Genomic DNA, 16,761 nt, shown 5'->3' on the forward strand with positions numbered 1-16,761 from the left:
AATAGCATCAACCTAACGACAGTCAATTATTTGGCTGTCGTTTTTTTATCCATAGGAAAGAGGAGATTCCCAACTTCTCATATGAGCGCTTACATTTTACTGTTGCGATCTCCCATAATGTTCAGTAAATTGGGAGGTATACACCAATGGGAGGGCTGAGCAATAATCATGTTGACCAGATGGCTGCGACGAATAACGCCTGGCACGTTTAAACACCGAATACTATTTTCGTTTCTGTTATTCCTCCTGATGCCTATAGCCATATTAGTTCTCTACAACTTCCGAGAAACGGAAGTTATGCTCCAGCGGGATGCTTCGGACATTAACGTCAAGCAACTCGAAGGCATCAAAGCCGATCTTATTGATTTGATGAGTCTTGTGATGAAGACTGGGATGCTGCTGGATCAGGATTCTGTCCTCCGGGAAGTGATGCAGAAGCCGGAATTATATGATGCTATCCATCGAAAGCGGATTGTGGAAAATAAATTCGCTAGTATTGAAAACAGCTTTTTCCTTACAGGAGCTACCGTATTCTACACATTGATCGATTTAAAAGGAAACGCTTACACTTCGTATACGCCAGAGAATTCTCTGAATTATGCCCACATCAGTTCCGAGCCCTGGGTACAGGAGCTGAAGAGGACTGAGGGACAACGGTACGTATGGAAATCCAATGATTTGACGACTGGCGTTCGTGAGAGAAAAGGAAATCGGATGCTGAGCCTTTACGAAGTGCTGCGTGACGACGGACTAAAACCATTTGCTTATGGACGTTTTAGTATCGATTATGAAGCATGGTTTCAGGAAAAAACGGAGGGAAATACATTCGGCAGCGATAGCGAAGGAGCCTATTTTCTAATGGATGGATATGGTAATATTATGCTCCAATCCAAGTCGGGGCAGAACATACCCTCTACCGTGTCATCTGCCATAACAGCAGCAAGTCAAAGCCAGGGACAGGATACCTCCTCCCAATCCATTGTGAACAATCATATGATGTATACCTATAACAAAATTCAAGAGCTTGACGGTTATCTTGTGAAAAAGATTCCCTTGTCCTTGTTATTTGAAGAAGTGAACAAACAGAAGCTGAGGTTCTATACCGTATATGGGGCCATCCTGCTGCTGTTTGTGTTGCTGACTTACTTCATTTCCTCAACCGTTACCGGTCCTTTAAAGCATCTTCAACGAAAGATGGAGACAACCGTAAAATTGAATTTGAAGACAAAGCTGCCGGAACAAGGCAGAGGTGAATTGCTGGCGCTAACCCGAAGCTTCAATTTCATGATCACAGACATCAATAATCTATTGGAACAGTTAAAGCTTGAGGAGCGGCAGAAGCAGTTTGTCCGATTTCAGGTGTTGCTTGGTCAGATGAACCCTCATTTTTTGCTGAATACGCTGAATACAATCAAGAGCATTGCACTGGATAAGGATGAAGATGAGATTTACGAGATTTGTGTATCGCTAGGAAAAATATTAGAAACTACGCTGAATTTGGAGGTTGATCTTATTCTTCTGAAGGAGGAAATTGTGCTAATTGAATCCTATATGGATATCCAACGGAAACGGTTTGGACATGGCATCGAGCTCCACTATGAAGTTTCCAGAGATCTGGAGTATGCGTTGATTCCGAAATTTTGTCTACAGCCGCTGGTAGAAAATTCATTGATTCACGGGTTTGGACAAACACAGCTTGAGGGGCAGATCGACATTCGTGCATCATGCCACCACTCTCTGCTTATTTTGGAGGTCGCGGATAATGGCATAGGAATGAAAAAATCCCAGGCGAATCAGTCCTACCGGAAACGAAAAAGCATTGGTGTACAGAACCTTCGCGAGAGTTTGGAGCTTATGTTTAAGAACCAGCCAACAGGACTTCGGATAGAGTCGACGGACGAAGGGACGCAGGTCATCATGCATTTCCCATTATTGTTATCCAAACCCTATTTGAAGGAGGGGAGCACCATTGTGGCGCACATTGATCGTTGAAGATGAACAGTACGCAAGAGCAAGCTTGCGCAAATTGTTTACAAAGGCGAATATTCCGTTTGAAATTATCGGTGAGGCGGTAAATGGCGAGGAAGGTTTGCAGTTGATTCGGGAACTGCAGCCTGATGTTGTCATTTCCGACATTTTCATGCCGCTAATGGATGGCATCCGTTTACTCCAGCTCACGAGAAAGGAAGGACATGAATGCCGATTCGTTATGTTGACGGCAGTAAGTGAATTCGAGTATGCCAGACAAGCATTGGAATACGGGGCTTCAGGTTATTTGATGAAACTTTCTCTGGATTTGAAGGAACTGAAGCAAACCATGGACAAAGTAGCCGGAGAGCTGACAAGAATGGATAAGCTTCGCTTGGCAGATAAATGGTTCCCGGATAAGACTACCCAAGAACCAACAGATCATCCAGAGCTGAACCGAATGATTACCTACATTGAGGAGCATTTCGCCGAGGATGTGACATTAAAGAGATTGGCTGAATATGTTCGCATGGATGCCAGTTATGTCAGTGACTTATTTAAGAAAAAGATGGGGATCACGATGACGCATTTTATTCAGAACCGCCGCGTTCAAGCAGCGAAAATGCTGCTGACAGAGACGGAGAAAACGGTGAGTGAAGTTGGCAGGTTGGTAGGCTTCGAGAACGACAATTATTTCATTAAAATATTCAAGCGGTGGTGTGGGTTGACCCCGAACGAATACCGGAAAGAACAAAAAATCGTTCTATGAATATCCAAACACCGTTCATACCCCCAATGTCAGGCTGGTGATAAAGTTAAAGACGTAGCAAGCAGCTTATCAACTCGATAAGGGGGACTGTAAATGAAATATAGAAATTGGTTAAAGGCAGCTTTGATTACGACTTTGACAGCTTCGATGCTCAGCGCGTGCGGAGGGGCTAACAACGAGGGAGCGAGTGCAGGATCGGCAAATCAAAATGCCGGTGAGACCATCAACCTCACGCTTTGGGGAGCTGTTCCTGCCGAGGCTGGACCTCAAGAAGTGATTGACAGCTGGAACAAAGAAAATCCCGACATTCAGGTCGAGTACTTCCGTTATGTAAATGATGACCCCGGTAACCTAAAGCTGGATACGGCGCTCATGACGGGTCAGGACGCAGACTTGTTCGTCAACTACACGCTTAACCGTTTACAGAAACGTGTTGATGCAGGAGTCGCTTTGGATCTGAGCAGCCGAACAGATTACAACATCGACGAGCAAATGGGGGTAGACGCCGCTCAATGGAAAATCGGGGATAAGTATTATGGCATTCCGACAAAGAAAAACATGTTATTCATCTGGCTTAACAAAAGCATGCTGGATGAAGCCGGTCTTCCGATTCCTCCCGTTGATTGGACATGGGATGACTTGAGAGAATATGCGAAAGCGCTAACAAAATCAAATGTGTACGGTCTTATGCAGCATGATGCTGCCTTTACCGCCGCAATTGACGGTACCATAGCGGGTCTTGGGGTAACCACGGCGGAAGGAACATCTAACTTTAATAATGATCTTTGGAAAAAGCAGCTTCAAATCGTACATGACATGATGTTTGTGGACAAATCGACGCCCGAATATGGAGAACAAGTAACAAGCAAGATGCCGGTAGACACAATGTTCCTTAAAGGGGAAGCAGCTATGTTAGCCGCAGGAGAATTTATTTTCCGCAACGCCAATAACCTGAAGGATTTTCCACATGACTTCAAAATCGCATTCGCTACAATTCCGAAAGTATCTGCCGATCAGAAGGATTATAAGTATGCTGGTGGTTTAGGTGATATGCTCTCCGTTAACGCAAAATCCAAACATCAGGATGCGGCATGGAAGTTCGCAAAGTGGTATGCGGACGGCGGAATGTTGCCGATGGCAAGTGGAGGGCGCCTTCCATCCTCGAAGAGCGTTGATAACAAGCAGGCGATGGACCTGCTGCTCAAAGGTGTTGAAGACAAATACGATACAGAGTCGATGAATAGCGTTGTGTTCGGTGAGTTCCCATCATTCCAGCTGAATGTACCGCAGCAAGCGCTGGATGCCCGCAAGGAAGAATATGAGAAATACTTCCTGAATGAGCAGGATATTGATACAACGCTTAAGAATATGGCCAAACGCCATCAGGAATATATCAAATAATCAAATAATCGAATAATCGAATATTGACAATATCCTTAAGAGAGAAGAAGGATTCTTCGCTTCCGTCTTCTCTCTTTGCTGTATTTAAAAAGTTTCATACGAGAAGAAAGGCGGCGTTTTCTGTGAAAAGGAACAGCTGGATTCGGAAACAAGGCTGGGTGGGCTACATATTTATTTTGCCTAATATGCTCGGTATCCTGGCATTTTTTATTCTGCCTGCCTTGTACTCCTTCTTTATGATGTTCACGGACTATCAATTCGCCAATCCGAATTGGACGTTCACCGGATTAGATAATATCCAACGCCTTTTTGGTGATGATCAGTTCTATGCTTCAATCAAATATACGATCATATTCCTGATGTCCGTTCCGGTCTCATTAGCAATTGCATTTCTCGTTGCTCTTGTGCTTAACCGGAGCGTGTATTTGAAAGGATTGCTTAGAGGCATGTTCTTCCTGCCATATATCTCAAGCGGTGTTGCTGTTGCTTTTGTATGGATGCTGCTGTTCCAGCCGTCCCAGGGGCCAATTAATGAAGTACTTCGCTTTATCGGCATTGTATCGCCTCCGGGTTGGTTCGCCGATTCAAGTTCGGCGATGTATGCCATTGACGTCGTGCAAATCTGGTTTATGTTAGGTTACAACATGATTATCTATTTGGCAGCCCTGCAGGAGATTTCGACTGAGCAACTTGAAGCGGCACGTATTGACGGTGCAGGGAAAGCAACTATTACATGGAGGATTGTATGGCCGCTTGTTAGTCCAACGACATTTATGCTATTGATTACGGGGCTGATTATGACGGTCAAATCCTTCTCTCTCATCCAAGCGATTACGGGCGGCGGCCCAAGCGGAAGCACTACGATTCTGTCGCTGTTCGTCTACAAAACGGCATTTAGCTATTATGAGATGGGCTATGCGTCAACCATTTCCTGGTTCCTGTTTGCGGTTATTCTTGTCATTACCATTATCCAATGGGTCGGCCAAAAACGCTGGGTCCATTACTAGAGAGGAGCTGGCTCTATGTTTAGAATAACGAAGACACGCTCGGTTAAGCTTTCTGTCACGATCCTTATGCTGATTGCAGGGTTGTTTATGATTGTCCCTTTTTTATGGATGCTCAGTACTTCCTTCCAGACCCCTAGTGAGGTATTCCGCCAATGGCTTCCTTCGAAGCTGGACTGGACCAGCCATAAGCGAATCTGGACGGGAAACTATAACTTTCTCCCTTATTATTTGAACTCAATTAAGATTGCCGTGATTGGTACAGCAGGTGCCGTTTTTTTGTCGGCCTTTGCTGCTTATGGCTTCGCCCGTACGGAATTTAAAGGACGTAATACCCTCTTCATCGTGTATCTATCCATGATGATGATTCCTCCTCAAGTCGTTTTTGTTCCGAAGTTTATCCTGTTTAACTGGCTTCATATTTATAACACGCATTGGGCATTAATTCTGCCAGCCATGTTCTCGATATTTGGCGTATTTATGCTCCGTCAATTCTTTCTCAGTATACCGAACGAGATTACAGAATCTGCATTACTCGATGGTGCGGGTCATTTTCGAATTTTCTTCAAGCTTGTGTTACCGTTAGCCAAACCAGCGCTTGCAACGTTTGCGATTATCGATTTTTCCTGGCAGTGGAATGATTATGAGAATGCTCTGGTTTTCCTGCAGAGTCCAAAGCTTTATACGATTCCGCTTGGTCTACAAAATTTCGTTTTGGAAAACAACGTTGATTATAACGGAATGATGGCAGCTTCTTCCGCAGCGATTATCCCTATGATTTTAATCTTTCTGCTTGGTCAGAAATATATTATTCAAGGTGTATCCAGTTCAGCTGTAAAAGGCTAATTCAAAGGAGGCTTATATAATTAATGAGACGCGAGAAACTATTATTCGATGTTACGGTCATTGGCGGAGGACTTTCCGGGATTTGTGCCGCTATTGCAGCGGCAAGATTAGGTCAAAAGGTTGCCCTCGTGCATAATCGTCCTGTACTTGGCGGCAATTCCAGCTCCGAGGTACGTGTATGGGTATGCGGTGCAACGGGGCATGGCGTGAACCGTTACGCCCGGGAGACCGGCATTATGGGTGAATTATTCATTCAAAATCAACAACGGAATCCGGAAGGCAACCCCTATTTGTGGGACGTTACTTTGCTGGAGGCGGTAAGAGCCGAACCTAATCTGACTCTATTTATGAATACGGATGTTAGAGAAGTAGAAGCAGACGGTGAGAAGGATGCAAGGATAATTCGTAGCGTGAAAGGCTGGATGATGGGCTCCGAGCGTGAGATTACGTTTGAAAGTAAGATCTTTCTTGACTGTACAGGTGACGGACTCGTCGGATTTCTCGCTGGAGCAGCATACCGGATTGGCCGTGAAGCCCGTCATGAGTTCGGGGAAGAATGGGCACCGGAAGTTGCTGATGATATTACGCTTGGCAGCACACTGTTGTTCTATACGAAAGATACCGGAAAACCGGTACGGTTTGTAGCTCCATCGTTTGCTAAAGACATTACGACAACCCCAATTCCGCTAAAGCGTGTGATCCGCAGTGGAGATTCTGGCTGTCATTACTGGTGGATTGAATGGGGCGGCGAGCTGGATACAGTACATGAGAATGAGCAGATTCGGGATGAGTTATGGTCTGTTATTTATGGCATCTGGGATTATATTAAGAACTCCGGCAAGTTTCAGGCCGAGGAGATGACGCTGGAATGGGTAGGATCGATTCCAGGCAAACGCGAATACCGCCGCTTCCTTGGTGATACGATTCTGACGCAAAACGATGTTATCTCTCAACGCCCATTCGAAGACCGGGTCGCCTTTGGTGGTTGGTCCATCGACCTGCATCCCCCACAAGGGATGTATGCAAGCGAGAGCGGCTCCAAACATCTGCATGCGGATGGCATTTATCATATTCCGTTTGGATGTCTGTACTCCCGCAATGTCAGCAATCTGCTGTTTGCGGGACGTAATATCAGTGCATCGCATGTTGCATTCGGAACAACCCGCGTCATGGCAACTTGTGCGGTAATGGGAGAAGCGGCAGGTGTAGGCGCTGCCTTATCGGTAATCAAAGGCATCACGCCTCGTGAGCTGCGTGAGGAGCATTTAACCGAATTGCAGCAAACGATGTTACGGACCGATGCCTCAATTATAGGACTGAGAAATATGGATTCTGCTGACATTGCGAGAAAGGGGATCATCACGGCTTCAAGCACGATGACCCGAATTTTGATCAACGAACCTTCCGAAGAGTACCTGCTGCTCGCTGACGTTGGATGGCTGTTCCCGACCGATGGGGGAATTGAAGGATTTAGGCTGTTGGTCTCTGCCCGTGAGGCTACAAGTCTCACTATAGAACTATGGGATACCGGTCGCCATGAGAATTATGTACCGGCAAACTTCAAGCAAGCTTTGCATATCCAGGTCGATGCAGGTGAAAATCAATGGTTGGATGTGCTTGCAGACAGTGCAATGTTTGGAGGCGATCCTTGTAATGTATTTATCATTGTTCGTGCGAATGAAGCAGTCAGTCTCTATACATCAGCTGTCCCGATCAGCGGTGTCCTCGCGTTTGAGCGGGGAGTTAAGCCAATAGTCAGCTCTGATCTGGAGGATCATCAGCCGAATCAGCCCATTATCGAATGGTCGATGAAGCGACTTGTCCGAAAGCCATTCTGTTTTGCAGTTGAGACTGGCGCTTATTCACCTGATAAAGTCATCAACGGCTATGTCCGCCCGTTTGGCGGTCCACAGCTGTGGGTATCGGAACCCATCGCTAATGGCCGTGAAGAATGGATTGAAGTCAACCTTCCAGAACCAGTGGATATTCAGGAAATCCACCTTACCTTTAATGACGATGTTAATGAGGATTTGATCAATTTGCATCATCACGAGACACCGTTTCTGATCATTCCCGAGTTGGTTAAGAGCTACGAGGTGCAGGCATATATTAATGGGGAATGGGAACGTTTTGCTGTTGATAGCCATAACCTTACTCGCAAAAAGATTCATCGCCTTGAGAATCCGATCCAATCAAAACGGATTAGGGTCATCATCAAGGAAACGCACGGTGGCGATCGGGCAGAAGTGTTTGAAATTCGACTATATGATTCTTATAGATGACGGCACCCGTGTTCCGCAGCTAGCATCCACAAATAAATGATTGGCCGAAATCTCGCCTTCTTCTTCTGAACTCTAATCGTATGGAAAAGAATCTAGATAAACGATATACTAGCTTATAACTGCTTTTTTGTTGAGGTGAATATCTAATGGAAGAAGTCGACGAATCCAAACAACTTGTATTACAAATTGGCGCTGCCTTGAAAAGGTACAGAAAAGAAAACAACATGAGCTTAGATGACTTAGCGGAATTGACAGGCGTAAGCAAACTTACTCTGGGAAATATCGAACGTGGCGAGACAAATCCAACTTTGGCGATCATATGGAAAATCTCAAAAGGCATATCTTTACCACTCTTGGCTTTGTTCAAATCAGAAGACCCTGTAAGTTTGTATCGAGCAGGCGAAGGACTGCGGTTTTCTAATGAACAAAAAAATTGGGTTATTGAACCCGTCTTTAAAAACGCTAGCAGCGATATTGAAATGTGTCGGGCTTACTTACAGCCCAATAGCTCCTACCATCCTGAAGGACATCATGTGAATACAACTGAAATTGCGACCGTAATGACGGGATCCATTGAAATTCAAGTCAATGGAGAGATTCACATCTTGAATCAATACGATACGATTAGTTTTCGTGCTGATTCTCCTCACTCTTATACTAATCATACGAATAGTGAAACCGTGCTGCATATAGCCTTGAAGTATGGTTTCTAAAAGTCGCAAATTCCACTTATGAATACAACTCCGAATTCCATCACCGGAATTCAGAGTTGTATTTTTGTTTTTTTAGACAATTTAATTATATTATAAAATACTTATTGTAAATAATGATATACTATAATATACTTTTGTTGTCCGCGCGGATAATTATTGCACCATTTTTACAATCAACAGGGAACAAATAATACCTGTGATTTCAGAAGGAGAATTGAAGAATGCTGAACAATCAAAATACAAAAGCCCTACCTTCCTCTATAGGGTTTATCATTCTCGGCATTATTTTTATTGCTGCTAATTTACGTACTCCCTTAACATCAGTCGGTCCTTTAGTGAGTCTAATAAGGGATGACGTTCATATTTCAAATACATTAGCGGGCTTGATAACGACTTTACCCTTGCTAGCCTTTGCTTTATTATCGCCTCTAGTACCGAAATTAGGCCGAAAGTATGGGGTTGAACGTATCATTTTGCTTGCCCTAATCTTTTTGACAATTGGCATTGTAATACGTTCTTTATCTGGTGCAGCTAATCTGTATATTGGAACAGTAATTCTAGGATTTGCAATTGCCATATGTAATGTATTATTGCCAAGTATAATCAAAAGGGATTTCCCCAATAAAATTGGCTCTATGACAGGTCTTTACTCCGTTTCAATGTGTTTATGTGGAGCCATTGCATCAGGAATCAGTGTACCGCTAGCTGTGAACGCAGGTCTAAAATGGCAGGGAGCATTAGGAATATGGGGGGTTCTAAGTTTTGTAGCCATTCTCTGTTGGTTACCCCAATTAAGAAATCAATCGAAGCAAACAGTCACGACCAGTCAGCAGAGGGCCAGCAACGATTTGAATGTTTGGCGGTCCCCTCTTGCATGGCAGGTAACCTTATTTATGGGTATACAGTCCATGGTTTTCTATGTGTTGATCGCATGGTTACCTGAAATTTTAAAGCAGCAAGGAATTGATTCAACCCAATCAGGTTGGTACCTCTCGATAATGCAGTTAGCACTGCTTCCATTTACATTTATTGTTCCTGTTATTGCTGGGCGCATGTCTAGCCAACGTTTGTTAGTGGTTATCACAACCATTTTGCTTTTGACGGGAACACTCGGGCTTCTTTACGGAAGCTCCAATATTATATTATTGTGGATCATAATACTGGGAATTGGTGTAGGTTTCGCCTTTAGTTTATCCATGATGTTTTTTGGGTTACGCACTGAAAATGCGCATCAAGCAGCGGAATTGTCTGGCATGGCGCAATCGATCGGATATCTTCTTGCCGCAATTGGTCCTGCACTTATTGGATATCTGCATGATGCGACAAATAGTTGGGATATGCCACTTTTCATTCTGCTGGGCGCTTCGGTCTTACTTTTGTTAGCCGGAATGGGAGCAGCAAGAAACCGTTTTGTAGGTAGCGGAAGTCGTTACGAGCTGCCACGGAAAGGACGATAACTATGTTTGACAAAATTATTGTGGCAATTGATCAAGCTGGAATAACGAACAAACTTCTCAATGCAACATGAAATATTAAAATATGCTAAGGATACTGAGCAGCAACTTATTATTATTGGTAGCCGGGGGCTAAGTGGCATAAAAGAAATGATGCTTGGAAGTGTCAGCCACAAGGTTTCACAGTTATCGAAATGCCCAGTGCTCATTGTGCACTAAATCCTTAGGAAACTGCAAGGCTGATGCATTGATATACTAATGCGGAACACGAGTTACATTAATAGTCTAAAAACCCCTTACTAGAGCAAAACTATAATTTGCTCTAGTAGGGGGTTTTATGATTGCTTTTAAACGAACTATTGACTTACAGTTAACTCTATGTCCTATACTCCGAATAGGAAAGAAAAATAAGTGGCTTTTCTGGAGTAGGGCAGTTACAATTTGTTAGGATCAATAAGACGTGGGGTGTGAACGGGGGATAGGTAACGCTAAATGGATTGTAATGACGATTCAAATAAACTAAATTACGTAATGAATTGGAGATTTAATCAACAATGATAAAGAGTAATAATTGGAATGTATTTGGCCTGGCATTGTTGCTGGGTTTGTTTTCAACATTAGGCCCATTTACTATTGATATGTATTTACCGGCTTTTCCTGAGATTGCAAAGAATTTCAATACAAGTGCATCACTTGTTCAGTTTAGTCTTACTGCTTGTTTATTAGGTCTAGGTGTGGGGCAGCTCGTTATGGGTCCTTTGAGTGATGCTCACGGTAGACGTAAACCGTTGTTAATCTCCATGGCAGCCTATATTATTTGCTCCTTGGCGTGCGCTTTTGCTCCTAATATCGGACTATTGATTTTGTTTCGGTTCACTCAAGGGTTTGCGGCTTCAGCAGGAATTGTTATTTCTCGCGCGATAGCTAGAGACCTGTACAGTGGACATGAACTCACTAAATTCTTCTCTTTGCTGTTGCTTGTAGGGAATTTAGGGCCTTTGGCAGCACCGATCGCTGGAAGTGGCATTCTTTCATTCACGACATGGATTGGAGTGTTTATCTCACTCTCATTTTTGGGCGTTTTCTTATTAATAATGACAAAGTGGGGCTTGAAGGAGTCTAACCCACCTGAACGACGTATGGCTCCCAACTTCAAACAACAGTTGGGCAATTACAGAACGCTACTACGTGACCGCAAGTTTGTCGGCTATATGCTTGCACAGGGAATCATGACGGCTGGGGTATTTGCATATGTAGCAGGAACACCATTTATTTACCAAAATATTTATGGAGTCACACCAACTGTATTTGCTATATTGTTTGCTTCGAACGGGATCAGCTTGATCATCGGTTCCCAAATTGTGGGTCGGTTAGCACAACGTATACCTGAGCAGACTCTTCTATTATCTGGACTGTGGCTTGCTCTAGCGGCAAGCGTTGCAGCTTTGGTGGTAACCATAGTTCATGGCCCGCTGTTCGCATTGGTCATTCCATTGTTCTTCTTTGTTTGCTCCATAGGTATTACGTCTACTGCAGCATTTCCGCTTGCGATGGAGAGCCAAGCCAAGATGGCTGGAAGTGCAGCAGCGCTACTCGGAGTTGTTCCTTTCCTTTTAGGCGCGCTGGTTGCTCCTCTGGTTGGTATCGCAGGTGAAGACACTGCCGTCCCACTTGGACTCACTTTATTAATGACCAGTCTCGTTGCGATTCTTACGTATTTCCTACTCGTTAAAAAAATATCGCATCACACACCTCAGCATGCTCAGTCTGATGCTAACTTTTAATTGAGAATATGAGGGATTGATCCTATTAGATATAAAAAACCGTTGATCTTTAATTTAAAGACTCAACGGTTTTTTATTATGGTAATGAAGGAAAGACGGCAAAGAACTTTTGAAAGGCTAGCCTTTCGGGATCTTCCGGTAGCTGGAAGGGGAGAATCCCGATATCTTCTTGAAGAGCCTGGAGAAATAATAGGGATCACTAATGCCCACTGCATAGCTGACTTCCTTAATACTCAATTCGGTAAGATCCAGAAGATGACCTGCCCGCTGAATTTTGAGCTGTAGAAAATATTCGATCGGAGCGACGCCCGTTTCAGATTTAAACAGAAAGATCAGATGCTGTTTCGACACCCCGACATGATTAGCCAACTCCGTAAGAGAAATAGAGCCACTCATATGTACATTCATGTATTGAATGGCCTGTTCCAGATAAGTTTCACGTTTCTTCTCTTGTGCCGATTTGACGGCATTTAAGCCAATCCCGGAGAGCAACTGTCTAGTAGTTTGGGCCACATGTACATGGGTAGTCAGGGCATATGTCCGCTCGGCCAGCATTTCATAGGTAGGTAGGAACCATTCCATTAAACGGGCCTTGCCGCTTGGGGATAAAGCGAGTGTGGCGTTAGATAAACCAAACATCTTCACCAATCGATTCGAATGGCTGCCTTTGAAATGAAACCAGTAGATACTCCATGGATTCTCCTGCATTGCCCCGTAACGATGTGCAGTTTCGGGTGGGATTATCATCATATCTCCTTGCTGCATGATTAATCGCTCTCCTTGATTCAACTCAACCCATCCTTCTCCCGCTTCGCAAAAGATGAAAATATGCGAGGGGCTGCCCTCCAGACGCTCCCTGAAATGATAGTGAGCGTTGGGGAAATAGCCGATGTCCGTAATAAATAAGGTAGAGGTTAGTTCTTCTTGTTCCAGTTCTTTCATCCAGTATTCAGGAAGTACATATAGCTTCTCCTCTGCAAATCCTTCACGCTTGCGTATGTGGTCAGGACTCATTCCAGTTACCCCCGTAATTCATAATCCGAATAAGAATATAATCCATCACTTCCCGCATTTCGTCAATTGGAACCTTCCTTGCCAGAATATACAGTATAACTATCAAGACAAGGGAGGCAGTTCTAACATGAAGCATGAGGCTGTGGATCACAAGCTGGAGGCGGATCCAACCGGATCCAGTCAGGTACAAGTGTGGGAGACAAGCGTGTTGATACCTACATATGAGGCGGGTGAAGCTGACCCAAATCCGATGTTTCTGGAGAAAAGAGTCTATCAGGGAAGCACCGGTCGTGTGTATCCGCATCCAGTGATCGAGAGTATCTCGGATGTGAAGCATGATAAAAATTACAAATTGGTTATTCTGGAGAATCAATATATCCGTATGGAGATCATGCCGGAAATCGGCGGTAGAATCTATCGTGCGCTTGATAAAACGAACAATTATGATTTTGTTTATTATAACCGCGTCATTAAGCCTGCACTGGTGGGCCTTGCTGGTCCTTGGATCTCCGGAGGAATTGAATTTAACTGGCCGCAGCATCACCGTCCTAATACATTTGGTCCGGTTGAATACAAATACGAAGTAACTGGCGATGGCAGTGCTACAGTATGGGTTAGTGAGATTGACCGGATGTACGGTACAAAAGTCACTGCAGCCTTCAAACTCTATCCGGATAAAGCCTATTTGGAGATCCAGGCTCAATTATACAACCGGACACCTGAGCCACAGACCTTTCTGTGGTGGGCAAATCCGGCCGTAGCAGTTAATGAATATACACAATCCGTGTTTCCACCAGACGTAACGGCTGTATTCGATCATGGCAAAAGGGATGTCTCCCGTTTTCCTATTGCTACCGGAACTTATTACAAACAGGATTACTCGGAAGGCGTTGATATTTCCCGGTATAAGAACATCCCGGTTCCGACTTCGTACATGGCTTATAAATCCGATTATAATTTCGTCGGCGCATATGATCACGGCGTAGAGGCCGGATTGCTGCATGTGGCGAATCATCATATTTCTCCCGGCAAGAAACAATGGACTTGGGGGAATGGGGAGTTCGGTCAGGCGTGGGACCGTCAATTGACGGATGAAGATGGCCCATACATTGAACTTATGACTGGAGTGTACACAGACAATCAGCCCGACTTCACTTGGCTACAGCCCTACGAGGAGAAGACCTTTACCCAGTATTTCATGCCTTACAAAAACATCGGTGTCGTAAAAAATGCCTCCATCGAAGCAGCCATCAATCTGGAAGTTGATGCTGAAGCCGGAGAGGCAGTGATCAAGGTATATGCAACATCTAAACTCGAACATGCCGTTGTGGAGTTGAGTGGGGCGGCAACCCGGTATTTGCAGGAAACGGTTGAATTGTCCCCTGTAGATGTATATCAGAAGGTTATTCCGCTGGAGAGCGGGGAGCAGGAGCATGATCTGAAGCTTTTGGTTCGAAATAGGGAAGGCAGAGTGCTGATTTCCTATCAACCGAAACGTCCAGATATTGAACAGATTCCTGAAGCTGCTAAACCACTGGCAGCACCAGAAGAACTGCGTTCGACCGAAGAACTGTATCTGGCAGGCAAGCATCTGGAGCAATATCGGCATGCTACGTTTGAGCCTGAAGCGTACTATCTGGAAGGATTGAAGCGGGATAACGGAGATATCCGGTTAAATGTAGCTTATGGAACGTTACTACTTCGTCGTGGATTATACATAGACAGCGAGCAGTATTTCCGTAAATCTATTGAGCGGTTGACCTGGCGTAATCCGAACCCATATGAGAGCGAGGCCTACTACCAGCTGGGAAGAGCACTTCGTGGCCAAGGCCGTTTGGATGAAGCGTTTACTGCTTTCCACAAATCGGTCTGGTCGGCAGCGTGGCAGGATGCTGGGTACTTCTCTCTTGCTCAGATTTCCAGCCTGAAAGGCCAGTACACCGAGGCACTGGAGCAGATCGAACGTTCACTCATCCGCAATTCACGAAACTACAAAGCACGTAATCTGAAAGCCGCACTGCTGCGCAAGCTTGGTCTGATTGATAATGCAAAGGCCTATGCGCTTGAAACCCTTGAATTGGATGTTGCGGATTTTGGAGCTTATAATGAGTTGGCTTTGGCTCATACAGCTATGGGAGACAAGGATGCTGCACAAGGTATTCTGACTGAATTACAGCAATTGATGAGAGATGACGCCCACAACTATCTGAATGTCATCGCAGATTATATGGACAGCGGTTTCTATGAAGAAGCCATTGCAGTAGGGAAAAGAATAGTGGACCCGGAAAATTCAGTCTATCCGATGCTGCATTATGCACTGGCTGAATTATATAAACGTATCGGACAACATGAACATGCTCAAGAAGCACGTCGTAAGGGACAATTGGCCAATCCAACCTATTGTTTCCCGAACACGTTGTTTGAACTTGAGCTGCTGGTAAGTGCAGTTCATGCTAACCCGAAGGACGACAAGGCTCATTACTACCTCGGAAACTTTTATTATGACAAAAAACGACCTATCGAGGCGATTGCGAGCTGGGAGAAATCCCGCGAACTGCGGGATGATTTTCCGACGGTACACCGCAACTTGGGGCTGGCCTATTACAACAAACAGAACAATCCGCAAGCGGCCCTAGCTTCGCTTGAACAGGCCTTTGCTTATGCACCGGATGATGGTCGTATTTTCTTTGAACTGGATCAGCTGCGTAAGAAGCTTGCGTGGTCAACAGACAAACGCCTCCAGTTCCTTGAAGAGCGGCGAGATCTGGTCGAGAAGCGAGATGATCTGTATGTGGAATACGTATCCCTGCTAAACAATCTTGAACGTTATCAAGAGGCAATCGCAGCCTTGGCTCTGCGCAATTTCCATCCGTGGGAAGGTGGAGAAGGGAAAGTGACTGGGCAATATAAGTTGGCTCATACTGAGCTTGGTAAACAAGCGCTGCAAAACGGTCATTATGAAGCAGCAGTTCAGCATTTACAACAAGCATTAGTCTATCCGTTGAATCTGGGAGAAGGTAAGTTGGAAGGAACTCAGGAGAATAATATTTATTATTATCTAGGCATGGCTTACGAAGGTCTGCAGCGGGAAACAGAAGCTATCGCTAGTTATACCATAGCTTCACAGGGTCTAGCCGAGCCGACAAGTGCGTTGTTCTACAACGATCAGCCGCCAGAAATGATTTTTTACCAAGGGTTGGCCTGGTTAAAGCTCCGTAACGGGAAGGAAGCTAAGCGCCGTTTTAATAAACTGATTGATTATGCTGAAAAGCATATTTTTGACGATATCAAAATGGATTATTTTGCGGTATCCTTGCCGGATTTCCTAGTATTTGAGGATGATCTGAACCGGCGAAATGTAATCCATTGCCGGTACATGAGGGGATTGGGACTTCTGGGGCTTGGCCGTGACAAAGAGGCCGGAACCGAACTTGAGTTGGCTCTGGAAATGGAGCCTAATCATCAAGGGGCAATGGTTCATAGACGGTATTCCCAACGACTGCGCGAAGGATTTCAACCTTAATGC

Annotated in this window: 11 protein-coding genes and 1 pseudogene; 11 read left to right on the forward strand and 1 reads right to left on the reverse strand. The window is 44.7% G+C overall.

Annotation, left to right across the window (positions count from 1 at the left end):
• The first annotated feature begins 168 nt into the window (after positions 1-168).
• The 10 genes and pseudogenes from A6049_RS05315 to A6049_RS05355 all read left to right on the forward strand — a co-directional run bounded on the left by A6049_RS05315 (position 169) and on the right by A6049_RS05355 (position 12,221).
• On the forward strand, positions 169-1,992 hold the full coding sequence (locus tag A6049_RS05315) for a cache domain-containing sensor histidine kinase (RefSeq protein ID WP_063563641.1): 1,824 nt from the start codon (positions 169-171) through the stop codon (positions 1,990-1,992).
• Positions 1,970-2,737 carry a response regulator transcription factor gene (locus A6049_RS05320; RefSeq protein ID WP_063563642.1) on the forward strand — a complete coding sequence of 256 codons (768 nt, stop codon included), beginning with the start codon at positions 1,970-1,972 and terminating at the stop codon, positions 2,735-2,737. The genes A6049_RS05315 and A6049_RS05320 overlap by 23 nt, the downstream gene beginning before the upstream one ends.
• Before the next feature lie 93 nt (positions 2,738-2,830).
• Positions 2,831-4,138, forward strand: a complete 1,308-nt coding sequence (locus A6049_RS05325) for an ABC transporter substrate-binding protein (protein WP_063563643.1) — start codon at positions 2,831-2,833, stop codon at positions 4,136-4,138.
• A 122-nt stretch (positions 4,139-4,260) separates the two neighbouring features.
• Positions 4,261-5,145 (forward strand): carbohydrate ABC transporter permease, encoded by an 885-nt coding sequence (locus A6049_RS05330; protein WP_095205980.1) that lies wholly within the window; start codon positions 4,261-4,263, stop codon positions 5,143-5,145.
• 15 nt (positions 5,146-5,160) lie between these two features.
• On the forward strand, positions 5,161-5,988 hold the full coding sequence (locus A6049_RS05335) for a carbohydrate ABC transporter permease (RefSeq protein ID WP_083584613.1): 828 nt from the start codon (positions 5,161-5,163) through the stop codon (positions 5,986-5,988).
• A gap of 23 nt (positions 5,989-6,011) precedes the next feature.
• On the forward strand, positions 6,012-8,270 hold the full coding sequence (locus A6049_RS05340; RefSeq protein WP_063563644.1) for an FAD-dependent oxidoreductase: 2,259 nt from the start codon (positions 6,012-6,014) through the stop codon (positions 8,268-8,270).
• Between the two features lie 146 nt (positions 8,271-8,416).
• Positions 8,417-8,983, forward strand: coding sequence for a helix-turn-helix domain-containing protein (locus A6049_RS05345; protein ID WP_063563645.1), 567 nt, complete (start codon positions 8,417-8,419; stop codon positions 8,981-8,983).
• A 221-nt stretch (positions 8,984-9,204) separates the two neighbouring features.
• A complete protein-coding gene (locus A6049_RS05350) occupies positions 9,205-10,440 on the forward strand; it encodes a CynX/NimT family MFS transporter (RefSeq protein ID WP_063563646.1) in 1,236 nt (411 codons plus the stop codon).
• Positions 10,441-10,506: 66 nt separating this feature from the next.
• Positions 10,507-10,656, forward strand: a pseudogene (locus A6049_RS32470) (universal stress protein); the annotation flags it as partial.
• Positions 10,657-10,991: 335 nt separating this feature from the next.
• Positions 10,992-12,221 carry a multidrug effflux MFS transporter gene (locus A6049_RS05355; RefSeq protein ID WP_063563647.1) on the forward strand — a complete coding sequence of 410 codons (1,230 nt, stop codon included), beginning with the start codon at positions 10,992-10,994 and terminating at the stop codon, positions 12,219-12,221.
• A gap of 117 nt (positions 12,222-12,338) precedes the next feature.
• Here the strand turns inward: A6049_RS05355 and A6049_RS05360 are convergent, their stop codons facing one another.
• Positions 12,339-13,235 carry an AraC family transcriptional regulator gene (locus tag A6049_RS05360; RefSeq protein ID WP_063563648.1) on the reverse strand — a complete coding sequence of 299 codons (897 nt, stop codon included), beginning with the start codon at positions 13,233-13,235 and terminating at the stop codon, positions 12,339-12,341.
• A 127-nt stretch (positions 13,236-13,362) separates the two neighbouring features.
• Between A6049_RS05360 and A6049_RS05365 the strand changes: the two genes are divergently transcribed.
• Positions 13,363-16,758 carry a DUF5107 domain-containing protein gene (locus tag A6049_RS05365; RefSeq protein WP_063563649.1) on the forward strand — a complete coding sequence of 1,132 codons (3,396 nt, stop codon included), beginning with the start codon at positions 13,363-13,365 and terminating at the stop codon, positions 16,756-16,758.
• The last annotated feature ends 3 nt before the right edge of the window (positions 16,759-16,761 follow it).

The organism is Paenibacillus sp. O199, assembly GCF_001636635.1.
Taxonomy (GTDB): Bacteria; Bacillota; Bacilli; order Paenibacillales; family Paenibacillaceae; genus Paenibacillus; species Paenibacillus marchantiae.

What these genes read in the sequence shown, in the direction of transcription:
- A6049_RS05350 (WP_063563646.1), top strand. Translation starts at nt 9,205, where the DNA reads ATGCTGAACAATCAAAATACAAAAGCCCTACCTTCCTCTATAGGGTTT.
- A6049_RS05360 (WP_063563648.1), bottom strand. Translation starts at nt 13,235, where the DNA reads ATGAGTCCTGACCACATACGCAAGCGTGAAGGATTTGCAGAGGAGAAG.
- A6049_RS05315 (WP_063563641.1), top strand. Translation starts at nt 169, where the DNA reads ATGTTGACCAGATGGCTGCGACGAATAACGCCTGGCACGTTTAAACAC.
- A6049_RS05365 (WP_063563649.1), top strand. Translation starts at nt 13,363, where the DNA reads ATGAAGCATGAGGCTGTGGATCACAAGCTGGAGGCGGATCCAACCGGA.
- A6049_RS05325 (WP_063563643.1), top strand. Translation starts at nt 2,831, where the DNA reads ATGAAATATAGAAATTGGTTAAAGGCAGCTTTGATTACGACTTTGACA.
- A6049_RS05355 (WP_063563647.1), top strand. Translation starts at nt 10,992, where the DNA reads ATGATAAAGAGTAATAATTGGAATGTATTTGGCCTGGCATTGTTGCTG.
- A6049_RS05340 (WP_063563644.1), top strand. Translation starts at nt 6,012, where the DNA reads ATGAGACGCGAGAAACTATTATTCGATGTTACGGTCATTGGCGGAGGA.
- A6049_RS05335 (WP_083584613.1), top strand. Translation starts at nt 5,161, where the DNA reads ATGTTTAGAATAACGAAGACACGCTCGGTTAAGCTTTCTGTCACGATC.
- A6049_RS05345 (WP_063563645.1), top strand. Translation starts at nt 8,417, where the DNA reads ATGGAAGAAGTCGACGAATCCAAACAACTTGTATTACAAATTGGCGCT.